General features: G+C 62.2%; 11 protein-coding genes and 1 pseudogene. 10 read left to right on the top strand and 2 right to left on the bottom strand.

Annotated features, from left to right (window positions below; translation table 11 throughout):
* Positions 1-29: 29 nt before the first annotated feature.
* The 3 genes from paoA to paoC are packed head-to-tail and all read left to right on the top strand — an operon-like array spanning position 30 to position 3,812.
* Positions 30-659: an aldehyde dehydrogenase iron-sulfur subunit PaoA gene (gene paoA, locus KY084_RS00060; protein ID WP_219236402.1), complete on the top strand. Its 630-nt coding sequence runs from the start codon at positions 30-32 to the stop codon at positions 657-659.
* A 4-nt stretch (positions 660-663) separates the two neighbouring features.
* Positions 664-1,614 (top strand): FAD binding domain-containing protein, encoded by a 951-nt coding sequence (locus KY084_RS00055; RefSeq protein WP_219236401.1) that lies wholly within the window; start codon positions 664-666, stop codon positions 1,612-1,614.
* Between the two features lie 5 nt (positions 1,615-1,619).
* The gene (gene paoC / locus KY084_RS00050) at positions 1,620-3,812 is read left to right on the top strand and encodes an aldehyde oxidoreductase molybdenum-binding subunit PaoC (protein WP_219236400.1); all 2,193 of its coding nucleotides are present in this window, start codon (positions 1,620-1,622) and stop codon (positions 3,810-3,812) included.
* Positions 3,813-3,849: 37 nt separating this feature from the next.
* On the opposite strand, the gene KY084_RS00045 is transcribed toward paoC, so the two are convergent.
* Positions 3,850-6,249 (bottom strand): hypothetical protein, encoded by a 2,400-nt coding sequence (locus KY084_RS00045; RefSeq protein ID WP_219236399.1) that lies wholly within the window; start codon positions 6,247-6,249, stop codon positions 3,850-3,852.
* Between the two features lie 206 nt (positions 6,250-6,455).
* Here KY084_RS00045 and KY084_RS00040 point away from each other — a divergent pair, with 206 nt between their 5' ends.
* From KY084_RS00040 to KY084_RS00010, 7 genes are all read left to right on the top strand, one after another.
* Positions 6,456-8,711, top strand: coding sequence for a TonB-dependent siderophore receptor (locus KY084_RS00040; protein ID WP_219236398.1), 2,256 nt, complete (start codon positions 6,456-6,458; stop codon positions 8,709-8,711).
* Positions 8,712-8,751: 40 nt separating this feature from the next.
* Positions 8,752-9,036, top strand: a complete 285-nt coding sequence (locus tag KY084_RS00035; protein ID WP_219236397.1) for a hypothetical protein — start codon at positions 8,752-8,754, stop codon at positions 9,034-9,036.
* On the top strand, positions 9,033-9,326 hold the full coding sequence (locus tag KY084_RS00030; RefSeq protein WP_219236396.1) for a hypothetical protein: 294 nt from the start codon (positions 9,033-9,035) through the stop codon (positions 9,324-9,326). Before KY084_RS00035 ends, KY084_RS00030 begins: the two co-directional genes overlap by 4 nt.
* Positions 9,323-10,879 (top strand): PepSY-associated TM helix domain-containing protein, encoded by a 1,557-nt coding sequence (locus KY084_RS00025; RefSeq protein WP_219236395.1) that lies wholly within the window; start codon positions 9,323-9,325, stop codon positions 10,877-10,879. Before KY084_RS00030 ends, KY084_RS00025 begins: the two co-directional genes overlap by 4 nt.
* 141 nt (positions 10,880-11,020) lie before the next feature.
* Positions 11,021-11,446, top strand: a complete 426-nt coding sequence (locus KY084_RS00020; RefSeq protein ID WP_219236394.1) for a hypothetical protein — start codon at positions 11,021-11,023, stop codon at positions 11,444-11,446.
* Between the two features lie 35 nt (positions 11,447-11,481).
* Positions 11,482-11,889: a hypothetical protein gene (locus KY084_RS00015; protein WP_219236393.1), complete on the top strand. Its 408-nt coding sequence runs from the start codon at positions 11,482-11,484 to the stop codon at positions 11,887-11,889.
* Complete coding sequence (locus KY084_RS00010; protein WP_219236392.1) at positions 11,886-12,704, top strand: ferredoxin--NADP reductase; 819 nt, start codon at positions 11,886-11,888, stop codon at positions 12,702-12,704. The genes KY084_RS00015 and KY084_RS00010 overlap by 4 nt, the downstream gene beginning before the upstream one ends.
* Positions 12,705-13,003: 299 nt before the next feature.
* Here KY084_RS00010 and KY084_RS00005 read toward each other — a convergent pair.
* A pseudogene (locus tag KY084_RS00005) lies at positions 13,004-13,434 on the bottom strand (IS701 family transposase); the annotation flags it as partial.

The raw sequence follows: 13,434 nt of genomic DNA, 5'->3' as shown, positions 1-13,434 counted from the left end.
ACACATAGCCCGTCAGAAGGAGCGACCCGATGAGTGACCGTGAGAATTTCTCCGTCTCACGCCGCGAGGTGATGGCGGGCGGGGCCGCCACGGCGGCCGCAACCGCGATCCCTCCGGCGCAGGCGCGGGCGCAGCAGCCTCCCGATACCGTCCCGACCATGCCGGTGGCGTTTCAGGTCAATGGTAAGCAGGTCAAGCTGGACGTTGATACAAGGACGACGCTGCTCGATACGCTTCGCGAACATCTAAAGCTGACCGGAACGAAAAAGGGCTGCGATCACGGCCAGTGTGGCGCGTGCACGGTGATGGTGAACGGCGTTCGGGTGAACAGCTGCCTCAGCCTGGCGGTGATGCACGAAGGCGACGAGGTCACGACGATCGAGGGGCTGGGCCAGCCCGACAATCTGCATCCGATGCAGGCAGCGTTCGTGAAGCATGACGGCTATCAATGCGGATATTGCACGCCGGGCCAGATTTGTTCGGCGGTTTCGGTGCTCGAGGAAATCGGCAAGGGCATTCCCAGCCATGTAACCGAGGATCTGACCGGTCCGATGCGCGCCACGCGCGATGAGATGCGGGAGCGGATGAGCGGCAACATCTGCCGCTGCGGCGCATATTCGAACATTTCGGACGCGATGTCCGAAGTCGCGGAGGGCTGAACCCATGCGAGCTTTTACCTATGAACGCGCCGGCGATCCGGCGGGTGCGGCGAAGGCAGTGGCCGCGACCAAGGGCGCAAAGTTCATCGCCGGCGGGACGAACCTGCTTGACCTGATGAAGCTGGAAATCGAAGCGCCAACGCATCTGGTCGACGTTCAGGACCTTGGCCTCGATAAAATTGAGGACACCGATGAGGGCGGGCTGCGCATCGGAACGCTGGTCAGCAACACCACGCTGTCGGCGCATCCGCGCGTTCGGCAAGATTATGCCGTGCTGACCCGCGCGATACAGGCAGGCGCATCGGGCCAGCTTCGCAACAAGGCGACGACCGGCGGCAATTTGCTCCAGCGGACGCGCTGCCCGTATTTCTATGATCCTAACATGCCATGTAACAAGCGCCGCCCCGGGAGCGGATGCGCGGCGATCAACGGCGCGTCGCGCCAGCTTGGCGTAATCGGCACGTCGGACAAGTGCATCGCCACCTATCCCGGCGACATGGCGGTTGCGATGCGGTTGCTGGACGCGGTGGTGGAGACGGTGAAGCCGGGCGGCGACACGCGCGCCATTCGAATCGCCGATTTCCATCGCCTGTGGGGCGACACGCCGCATATCGAAACGGTGCTGGAACCCGGCGAGATGATAACCGCGGTCACGCTGCCGCGACCGCTGGGCGGGAAGCATGTATATCACAAGGTTCGCGACCGCAGGTCCTATGCCTTTGCGCTGGTTTCAGTGGCGGCGGTGATCCAGCCCGACGGAACGGGCCGTGTCGCGTTCGGTGGGATGGCTCCCAGGCCATGGCGGGTGGAAGCAGCCGATGCGCTGCTGCCGCGCGGCGCAAAGGCGGTGATCGAGCGCGCCTTCGCTGATGCCCGGCCGACACCCGACAATGCCTTTAAAATTCCGCTTGCCGAGCGAACGCTCGCCGGCGTGATCGCCGAAGCAAGGAGCTGACCGTCATGGAATTCAACGCACCTGCGGGCAAAAACCTGTTCGACACGGCCAAGGTGGTCGGGAAAGCCACGCCGCGTATCGACGGACCGTTGAAAACCACCGGCACCGCCCCCTATGCCTATGAACGCCATGATGTCGTTGCGGGTCAGGCCTATGGCTGGATCGTCGGGTCGGCGATCGCAAAGGGCCGCATCACCTCGATGGATGTCGAGGATGCCCGCAATGCGCCGGGCGTTATCGCGGTCATTGCTGCCCCGGAAACGAAGCCTGTAGGCACGTCGCAATATAACCATGCGCCGCTGTTCGGCGGAAATGAAATCGCCCATTATCATCAGGCGATTGCGTGCGTGGTTGCCGAAACGTTCGAGCAGGCGTGCGCCGCAGCGCATCTGATCCGCACCCGCTATCAACGCAGCGACGGCGATTACGACCTTGCCAAGGCAAAACCGGACGCGCCGCTTGCCGATGGTGACAAGGCCCCGCACACACAGGGGGATTTCGACGCGGCGTATAAGGCAGCGCCCGTAACCATCGACGCCACCTATCACACGCCCGATGAAAGCCATGCAATGATGGAGCCGCATGCCACCATCGCGTCGTGGGAGGGCGAGAAGCTGACCGTGTGGACATCGAACCAGATGATCCAGTGGGGGAAGGAAGCGCTGGGCAAGATATTGGGGATCGACCCCGAAAATATCCGGCTCGATTCGCCGTATATCGGCGGTGGTTTCGGCGGCAAGCTGTTCATCCGGGCCGATGCGGTGCTTGCCGCGCTGGCATCGAAAGCGGCGCGCCGTCCGGTGAAGATCGCGCTGCAACGCCCGCTGATGTTCAACAACACCACCCATCGCCCGGCGACTATCCAGCGTATTCGGCTGGGTGCGCGCAGTGACGGCACGATCACCGCGATCGCGCACGAAAACTGGTCGGGCAATATAACCGGCACCGATGGTGAGAACGGAACCGCGCAGACGCCCAAGCTGTATTCGGGCGACAATCGGATGACTGCCAATTACATCGCGACGCTTCACCTTCCCGAAGGCAACGCAATGCGCGCGCCGGGTGAGGCGGCGGGGCATCTGGCGCTGGAGGTCGCGATGGACGAATTGGCCGATGCGCTGAAAATGTGTCCGGTCGAACTGCGTTTACGCAACGATCCCGCCGCGCAGGTGCCCGGCAATCCGAAGAAGCGGTTTTCCGAACGAAACCTTGCCCGCTGCCTGCGCGAAGGCGCAGAGCGGTTCGGCTGGTCGAAGCGCAAGGGAGAACCCGGTCAGGTGAGCGAGGGACGCTGGCTGATCGGCATGGGCGTCGCGGCCGGATATCGCGGCGCACCGATCCGCAAATCCGCCGCGCGCGTCCGGTTGGAGCAGGACGGCATGCTGGTCGTCGAAACCGATATGACCGATATCGGCACCGGCAGCTATACGATCATCGCGCAGACGGCGGCGGAAACCATGGGAATGCCGCTGGAAAAGGTGCGCGTCGAACTGGGTGATTCGCGGTTTCCGGTCTCATCGGGATCGGGCGGTCAATGGGGTGCGGCAAGCGCCACCGCCGGGGTCTATGCCGCGTGCGTCAACCTGCGCCGCGCGGTCGGCGAGAAGCTGGGTTTCGATGGCGACAGCGCCACCTTCGCCGATGGGAATGTCCGGGCAGGCGATCGCAACTTCGCGCTACGCGATGCGGGCATGCTTAGCGCCGATGGCAAAATGACCTATGGCGATTTCCAGAAGGAGTACGATCTGGGCACCTATGCGGGCCATTTCTGTGAGGTTGCGGTCGATCGCTATACTGGCGAATCGCACATTCGCCGTCTGCTTTCGGTTTGCGATGCCGGTCGCATCCTGAACCCGCTATCGGCGCGCAGTCAGGTGATCGGCGCGATGGTGATGTCCGCCGGGGCGGCGTTGATGGAGGAACTGACCGTCGACGCGCGCTTCGGCTATTTCGTCAACCACGATCTGGCCCAGTATGAGGTGCCCGTGCACGCGGATATTCCGCATCAGGATGTCGTGTTTCTCGACACGCTGGACCCGGTGATGTCGCCGATCAAGGCGAAGGGAGTCGGCGAGTTGGGGATTTGCGGACCCGGAGCGGCGGTGGCGAACGCGATCTACAACGCTACCGGCGTGCGCGTGCGCGAATATCCGATTACGCTGGACAAATATCTCGACCGTCTTCCGCAGGTCGCTTGAAGCGCTTTTCACCCAGTTCAGGCGTTTCGGGACCGGATTATTTGGCGATTTGCAGCGTCGCGACGGCGTCGGGCGCATCGCGTAATTTCAGGAAAAGCGTGCCGTCGGGAGCCGCGGGCGTCTGAATGCTGCTGGTGGTGAACCCGTCGGGTACTTTGGCTGCATCGCTGAAATTCTTGTTCGCCGCGATGCTTTCGATCAGGAACAGGCGCTTGCCCGTCAGCGTGCAGTGAACGACCGATGCGCAATCGACCGAGCTGATTTCGGGAAGCCGCACCAGTGTGGCGAGCGGCACCCAGTCCGATGCGGTGTCGCCACGCACCAGCCGGAAGCGGATCGGGCCTCGCACCACGGGTCCCAAGGATGCGCGCGGGGTGAAAGATACGATGCCGGTCTGGCCGTCCTGCAGATCATAGCCCTTGCCTGTGGTCAGCATGGCCGTGGCGGCCCCCTTCGCATCGGCAACCTCAATCTTTTCATCGCCGGTCAGGCTTTGGCCATCGGCGAGGTGAAACGCGAAGGTCATATCTGCATCCTGTGCAATGATGTTTTCCGAGCTCAGTTCGATCGGCAGCGATTGGGTATCGCTTGGCGGATGTGCGGATATGCGCAGCAGCGAAATTTGCGGGCGCGGTGAAGCGATGACGGTATCGACCTTCATGTGCCGTCCCCCGGCCATGGCGACCTGTGCATGGAGCCGCTGTCCGGCGGAAAGGCGCTCCACCGATGCGCTATCACTGGCATTCAGCGTCAATCGGTCCGTTTTTCCATCGCGCGACAACGTGCCGGGCTTGAACATGACATCGCCCAGCGTAACACTGCGCACCTGATCGAGGCGTGTGCCGTCAAGGATTGCCTGATCGTCACCCGCGTGCAGCGTAAGCCGGTCGATACGGCCCGCCTCATCAAGCGCGGGCAGCGTAACGGTCTGTGGCTCTTCGACGCCTTTCGCGTCGATCGTCAGGGTAACGGGGCCGGGCGATGCCTTTGACAGCGGCAGATCGAGTGCGATCGTCCGCGCGTCTGATAGCGACCACTTCACGGGCTGCGCGCCACCGCTTCCCTGACGCATCTCGACACTGGTCACGCAGGCAGCGGCCCCGCCGTCAAGTATAAGGTTATTATCGCGTCCCACCACCAGCGAGGCGTTTTCCCGTGTCTTCCATGCGCCCACATTCGGGTTGGACAGCGAAAAAACCGGCCCGTCGAACGGCGTGAAGCCCCAGTCGCCGTGAACCTGTGCCTTGATCGTCGAATCGACCCCTTCAAGCGGGAGGGGGCCGCGAACCACGAAACCGCCGGATCGTGCGTCCGGGACCAGTGGCACCGTGACCATCCCGCCGTCCTGTTTTTCCAGCCGCAGGGTCAGATTGCGCGCGTAATGCGTGGCATATACCAACGGTGCTCCTTCCATAGGGAGGACCAGGCCGGTCGCGGCGCACAGCGGCTGATCGGCATTGACGGGGCGCAACGGCGGTGGGGTAGGGGCCTCCACTGCGGGCAGGGCGGCAACCATGACAGAGGTAGGTTTCCCAAACGAAAGCGGTGCGTTCAGCAGCAGGTCGCCCTTGCCGTCGTTCAGTTGGGAAAGCGCTGGGATATATTGCAGTTCGGTCGACTGAAACGCCCCGAAAATACGGAAAATGTCACGAACCACGCCGATATACGAACTGTAATATCCGCTTCCGCCCTGCGGCGTCGCGCTCAACTGAAAAGCGAGATCGGTCGGCGCGCCCACCAGCGTCGATGTCAGCGCCGAACTGTGCGTATCCGAAAGCAGCATCGTTTCACGGTCATCGGTAAGGCACGCCGCCTGCACATCAACCGGCTGGCGAAGGCAATCGCTGTTCAGCTTGATCGACAGGCTGCGGGTGAGCGCCTGCGATGTGTCGGCGATTTTTTTCGGATCATCGCGTTCCACCGCGCGGACATCGCGCAGAAACGCATCGAGCCGTGCCCGGTCGAGCGATGCCTGATTCAGTTCCTTGGTTGCGCGAACGAACGTGCCGGGCCGTTTGCGCACGGTGTCGATCACCGCATCCACATCGCCGCCGTCTTCGGGCATTACGAACACCGCAACCTGATGCGCTCCGGCAGGGACGATCAACGAAAGGCTGTTTTTCTTGCGCTCCCAGCTTTTGGCATCATGGAACCAGTCCCTGGGCGGGCGATCGGTCACGCCGCGCAGGAACGCGGCAATCAGCCGATAGCGGGTCGATTGTTCGGCCTGCCGGTCGAGCTTTATCGAAATCCGGTCGCCTTCACTGAGGTTCGGAACCCATTCGACCGGCAGCGTCACGCCATCATGCGTCACCGCGACATGCAGTCGCGGACCCGCCAGATCGAAAGGCGACGATTTCGCCCATGCCGGCGCGGCCGCGCTTAGCGCGCAAAGCGGCAAAAGCGGTAGACACAGCGAACGCACGAAATGGTTCATCCCAACCCCTTGGCACAGCAAGCCATGCCTCATCGCGCGATGCCATGTCGAGAATGAGGCAGGCGGCCCGCCTAACGCACGAAAGCCGCCAGCGTCTCCCTTCGCTCTGTTAGAGGCGGCAATATCGACGAGGGTTGCTATTGCAAATAACTATCAATATTAGCGATGCTGAACGGGATATCCGATTCTGCAAAGGGGGAAAGATTATGCGGCGGATTGCCGGGATACTGTTTTTGGGTGCGGCGTGGCCGGCGATGGCGCAGGCGCAATCGACCGATGCCGAGGAGAGCAAAACCAGTGATACCGGGCAGGATCGGCAGGAAATCGTCGTTACCGCCACGGGCCTCTCTACCGCGACGTCCACGACCAAGACAGACACGCCGTTAATTGAATCTCCCCAGACGATTTCGGTGATCAGCCGGGAGGAGATCGACCTTCGCGCCTCGCCCAATATCGCTGACGCATTGGCCTATACCGCCGGTGTTCAGCCCGAAGCGTTCGGAATGGACAGCCGGGTCGACGAAGTTTCGGTGCGTGGGTTCGGCGCGGGCGGATTTTCGTCGAACAACAATTTCGTCGACGGGCTTCGCCTGCCCTCGGGCGGGCAATGGACGCGGCCGGGCTTCGATCCCTTCGCCTTGCAGCAGATCGAGGTTCTGAAAGGGCCGTCAAGCGTGCTGTACGGCCAGACCGCGCCGGGCGGAATCGTCAATATCGTCACGAAACGACCCACCGCCGTTCCGCATGGCGAGGTACAGTTTCAGGGGATCGGCTATACCGACCTTGGCCGTTGGAATTTTCAGGGCGCTGCCGATGCCGGCGGACCGCTGACGTCTGACGGAACGTTGCGCGGCAGGATCGTGGGACTTGCCCGCTATGGCGAGACGCAACTTGATGGCACCAAGAACGGCCGTTACTATATTTCGCCCAGCCTGACCTGGGCGCCCGACGATAATACCACCTGGACACTGCTGGGCCAGTATCAGCGCGACGAAGGCGGCGCGACGTTCCAGTTCCTGCCCGCCACCGGATCGCTGAACCCGACAAACGGCGGCTATATCAAGAATGATGCGTATCTGGGCGAACCGGGCTGGAACGTGTTTGATCGCAACCAGTATCTCGCGGCATCGTTTTTCGAACACCGGTTTGGCGATCACATAACCGTCCGCAACAACAGCCGCTATACCCATATCGACACGCTGTACCGCGTGGTGGTGCTGTCCGGTGATACGGTCACCGATTGCACGCAAGCCGCCTATGCAAGCTATGCGGGGTGCATCGACGGCCAGACCATCGGCCGCCGCGCGGTGGAAGGGCGCGGCGAAACCGACGGGTTCGCGACCGATACCCAAATTGAAGTGAAACTGAACACCGGTGCGGTGCGCCATACATTGCTCGGCGGTGTCGATTATTTCCACACCGACTGGTCGCACGAGCGCGATCTGGTTAGCCTTCCCGGCTATCCGCGCGGACAGGTTTCGCCGCTGCTCGACATCTTCGATCCGCAACCGCGCGGGACGCAGGGCTTTGCCGAAAACATGGCACCGCAAATCTATACCGACACGCTCAGTCATCAGACCGGTGTGTACGGCCAGGATCAGGTGGCGATCGGAAACCTGCGCGTGGCGGTCGGCGGGCGGTACGACTGGGCCAAGGATGATACCTACAACCCGCTCACCGATGTGCGGTACATCACCAGCTCCGACGATTTCACCTGGCGCGCGGGCGCGGTCTATCTGTTCGACAATGGTCTCGCGCCCTATTTCAGCTATTCGCAGTCCTTCCAGCCGCAGGTGAGCGATCCTTCGTCAAGCGCGGACGGCGAACCCTTCGTGCCGACCACCGGCGACCAGTATGAAGGCGGTGTCCGCTATCAGAAGGGGCGCAACATCTATGTGACGCTCAGCGGATATCAGATTACCCAGCAGAATGTCGTGACGACCGATCCGGCGGGAACGCTGTGCGGAAATTCGATCTGTTCTGTGCAGACTGGCGAAGCCCGCATTCGCGGCGTTGAGCTGGAGGGCAGGGCGTCGCTTCCGTTCGGCACCACGCTGATCCTCAGCGCATCGCGGCAGTGGAGCAAGATCACCGAGAGCAATACGGCGGCGGAACAGGGTAAGGATCTGCCCCAGGTGCCCGACTGGCTGGCGTCCGCGTTCGTCAGCCATAGCGTTGAAAACGGCGCGCTTGCCGGGCTCGGTTTTGGTGGTGGCGTTCGCTACACCGGCAATAGCTTTGGTACGACCGACAACCGGCTGGCAATTCCCGACTATACGCTGTTCGACCTGTTTCTGCGCTATGATCTGGGCAAGGCGGATCCGGCAATGCAGGGCCTGTCGCTGTCGATCAACGGTCGCAACATCGCGGACAAACGCTTCGTCGCCACCTGCACCTTCGAATCCGCCTGCTATTACGGGCAGGGACGCAGCGTGACCGCGCGCATTCAGTTCAAATGGTGACGGGCGCGCTGCGGCGGACAGCATTGATTGGGGAGGTACGGTGACGCTGGAGTTCGTTCTTCCTGCCGCCGGGGTGGCATTGACCGCGTTTGCCGCGATGCTGCTTTATTTTGCCTCGCCGCATCAACGGCTCGTCCCGCCACATGGACAAGCGCGCATTTTTGCGGCGCTGGGCGTGACCGGGCTGATTGCTGCGCTGGCGATCCTGCTCGGCTGGGCAGGGCGGGCGAGCGCTGTTTTCATGCTGTTCACCATCGCCATGCTGGTGTGGACCATCGTGCCGTTGTTCGCGGCATGGTGGCGGCGGACGAAAGAAGCGCGATGAAAACGCAACTCACCGCGCGCGACTGGTTCGGCAAGGCGAGCGCCGGACTGGTCCTCGGCTTCGTTATCGCGCTCGGCGTATCGGGGTTGGTCAGCCTCGCGCTCGGCGTTGGCGATGCGTATTTCTCGACCACCGGGCAGTTTACCATGTGGCTGATCGCGCCGGTCTGGAGCCTCATCCTTGCCTTTTGCTTCCTGTTCCGCTCGGGGCTGCGGGCATGGGTGTTGCTCGGCATCGTCGCGCTCATCGCCTGGGCAGCGCTCTATGTTTTGGGAGGGACCGCGCTGTGAAAGTACGCAGCGACATCATCCGCATGTACAAGGAAGTGCATGGCTGGGTCGGTATTATCTCCGGCCTGGCGCTGTTCATCGCTTTCTTCGCGGGCGCGCTGACCATGTTTGAACAGCCGATTGCACGCTGGGCATCGGCGCCGGTCAAGCTGGCGCCGCCGCCCTCGCTCGCGGAGACGCCGAAGCTGGTTGAGGCGGTGCTGAAGGCGCATCCCGAAGCGGCGAAGAACTATACCATCCATCTGACGACCGGGCCGGATGTGCCCGGCAGGGTCAGCTGGTCCCCCGGTCCGCCGCGCGGCGAGCATGGTCCGCAGGAAACCTTCTACGCCGGTTTCGCCGCTGACGGCACGCTTCAGGTGACGAGCGACGGCCCCTCTCCGGTGGCGGACTTCATTGATATATTGCACCAGCAGGTCGGTCTGCCGTTCAGCCACGACGTTTCGATGCCGATCATGGGCGCGATCGCGCTGCTCTATGTCATTGCTCTCGTTTCGGGCGTCATCATCCTGCTGCCCAAGATCGTGCGTGAATTGTTCACCGTGCGTGTCGGCTCCAACGTCAAGCGCATGTGGCTCGACGTCCACAACGTGCTGGGCGTGCTCAGCCTGCCGTTCCATCTGATCATGGCGCTGACGTCGGTCGTGTTCGCCTTTCACGACCAGTTTTACGATGCGCAGTCGCTTGCATTTTCCAAAGCCGAAGCGCCGCCCGCCCGATCCGCCGCGCCGCCATCGCCCGAAACCCGGTCGTTGCTCACACCTGTGCAGGCGGTCAAACGGATAAAGGCGCAGGCACCGGGGTTCACGCCCATAATGCTGACCTATGGCAAGGGGCGGGGCGGGGCGGCGACACTGCTCGTCCGCGGGACCGATCCACGCTATGCAATGCGCGGTCCGGCCTTCAGCCTTGCGTTCCTTGATCCGTATGATGGCCGGATTACTGGCAAGGATTATATGCCGGGCATGCAGGATGGCTGGGGCGCGACGATTACCAGTTTCTTCGCGCTGCATTTCGGCAGCTTCGGCGGCGTGACGATCCGATGGGCTTATTTCCTGCTGGGGATGGCGGGCGCATTCCTGTTTTACACCGGCAACCTTCTGTGGATCGAATCGCGCCGTCGAAAGGAGCGCAAGGCAGGTGCAGTGGTGCAGACACGCGCTACCCGTATCCTCGCCAGCCTGACGCTGGGAATACCGCTTGGCTGCGTATCGGGAATTGCGATCTCAATGGCGGGTGCCCGACTTGGGCTGGTCGCCACATATGCCGGGATCAGCGCGTTATATTACCTGGTCTTTATTGGGATCACCGCATGGGCGCTGATGCGCGGGGCGGCAAAATCCGGCGGCGAATTGTTGCTGGTCACTGCTGCGGCGATTGCGACTGTATCGCTCAGCGATTTGTGTGCAGGTGGAGAACCGGCGTATCTGCTGAATTTGACGGCGCTTTCGCTCGCCGCCGGCATATTGATCCTGCGCAGCCATGCCGTTCGGCGTTCTGCCAGGGGGCCACGCGACAGCGTCTGGTCGGCAAGGCAGCCACTCAGCAACTGAACACCGCGCCGAGATGAAGATGCGGCAGGGGGATAGTTCCGGACAGAGTGGGCGGAAAATCGGAGCAGTTGCCGTTCTTTATGTTGCTAATGATAGTCGGTCGCATTAAAGTCGGTATTCGATAGCCAAGGGGAACCGGACATGGCCTATATCGAAACGATCAAACCTGCATCGGCGCAGGACGATATCGTCGTTCAGGCGCTGCGCTGCTATTGCGGCAATCGGAATGGACCGATGCTCCCAGTCATGACGGCGTTCGCCGACGCCCACCATGTCGGGGCGCATGCGGTAATCGCCCTGACCAGCGTTTTCGAACTGGCCGAGGCCTGTCTGGGCCGTCCGCTGGTCGCGGAACCGGAAACCGCAAAATGGTTGAGCGATGACGAGGAAGCGATGCTCCTGTTGCTCGCCAGCGTCGGTGATGTCGGTTCGCATTGCGGAAGCGCGGCCGTGCCGCATGGGCTTCCGGGGGCGCTTGCCTGGGCCGTGCGTACTGCCAATCGGTTGTGCGGACGGCAATGCACCGATGTTTTGCGTGAGCGCGCTTCCTGCCCCTTCGACAGCTGACGTTCAGCCCTGTCCTTATCATCGGAGATGCCTTTATGTACGCTTATCTGGATCGGCGGGTGTCCGACCTTGCCGAAGCCGATCGCTTCATGCTTTCCGCCATGCGGCAATGGGTCGGCGCAGCGCGTAGCGGGCGCTGTCTGTGTGCCACATTGTCGGCCGGGTTCGACGCACGCGGCGTGAAGGATGTGCTGAACGATTTCGGCAGCGCGATGGCGATGCTGGATCGCAGCGGCATCACCCGGTTTCGCTTTGCGCCCGCCTGTTGCCGCCGGGTGACGGACGACGAGGCGCGATTGCTTACCCTGTTCGCGTTCGGCCGGGGTGGGGACCCTGCGCGCCTGTGGTCGATATGCGCCAGCCTGGTCGCGGACGCGGCGGTGCCCCGGTTGCACGCAGCGGTTGAGACCATTGGGGCAGTGCTGATGGAGGACCCCGCATGAATTTGGAACGACGCCTACCGCATCTCATCGCCGAGCATCCCGCGTTTCATACCGTAGCGGTGACGGCGGTACGGCATTGGAACGAACACCTGTTTTCCTTTTCGGTGGCTCGTCCCGCTTCATTCCGTTTCCGGTCGGGCGAATTCGTCATGCTCGGCCTGCCTCAGGAGAACGGCAAGCCGCTGATGCGTGCCTATTCGATCGCCAGCCCCGCCTGGGCAGACAATCTTGATTTCCTGTCGATCAAGGTACCGGAAGGCCCGCTGACGTCGCGGCTGCAATCGGTTCGGCCGGGCGACCAGCTATATCTGGGCCGGAAGCCCACCGGCACGCTGGTTGCTGACGCGCTGCTGGGCGGGAAGCGGTTGTTTCTGCTTTCGACCGGAACCGGCCTTGCGCCGTTTTTAAGCCTCGCGCGCGACCCCGAAATCTATACCCGCTTTGAACAGGTAATCCTTGTCCATTCGGTGCGCCGGGTCAGCGACCTTGCCTTTCACGACGATCAGGTCGCGCTATGGGCTGGCGATCCGCTGATCCGCGAAGAGGCGGCGCTGCAATTCCATTATGTGCCGACCGTTACCCGCGAACCGTTCCACACGTCTGGCCGTATCGGAGCGCTTGCCCAGAGCGGTGACCTGTTTCCGCTGGCGCTGGAAGGACCGCGGCGTTTCCACCCCGAAGGAGACCGGATAATGCTGTGCGGATCAACCGCGATGATCCGCGACACCGCCGCCATGCTGGAGCAAGCGGGATTCGTCGAAGGGTCCAACTCGCGCCCGGCAAGCTATGTGATCGAACGCGCGTTTGTCGATTGATGATGTTTGTATTGCAAGCTCCGTAGCAAACACAGAGCTTAGCTGGAGCGCAGTAAACCAACAGCGGTAAGCGCCTGGTGAGGACGACGTCGATTGGGCCAGCTCGATTTGGCAGGCAAGGCCGAGGTATCCACTCGTCAGCTATCATTACAGTTGCAATTTGGTTTTGAGGTGAGCCGGTTTTGCTGCGGCTTGATGAGCTCGCCTTCAGCATGACCAGGCGATGATGCAGGCAGGCTCGATCTGGCGTTGAGCGAGTTTGACGGCGATGCGCCGGACCTCCTGAACGGACCAGCGGATCAACTCCTGATGGCGGGCATCTTCGGTCTTTTTGGGGGCGTGGTGTTGTTGGCGCGGTATCGGACTACAGCCATCATGGCAAAGGCGAGCAGCACCAGCGAGACGTGGCGATGCCAGCCGTGCCAGGATCGCGTCTCGTTATGGTCGAGGCCGAGTTCATTCTTGGCGGTCTCGAAGCTGTCTTCGATCGCCCAGCGATGGCCTTCGACGGAAACAAGCGTCGGTATTCCTGTCCCGGCCGGACACCAGGTCGCGAAGAAGGCGAGATCGCCGTCGCTGATATTGCGACGGATCAGGAGGCCTCGGGTCCAAAGGCCCGTCTTCGTCTCATCATAGTCTTCGGCATCGAGATCGGCGAGTTCGCAATAGGCCCAGTCGTGAAGCCGGGCGCCTTTCGTGCCCTCACCGGCGGACAGGCGCTGCCATGCCT

Origin of the sequence: Stakelama flava (assembly GCF_019351405.1) — a bacterium.
Lineage (GTDB): Bacteria > Pseudomonadota > Alphaproteobacteria > Sphingomonadales > Sphingomonadaceae > Sphingomonas > Sphingomonas flava_A.
This window is presented reverse-complemented; position numbering and strand designations above follow the sequence as displayed.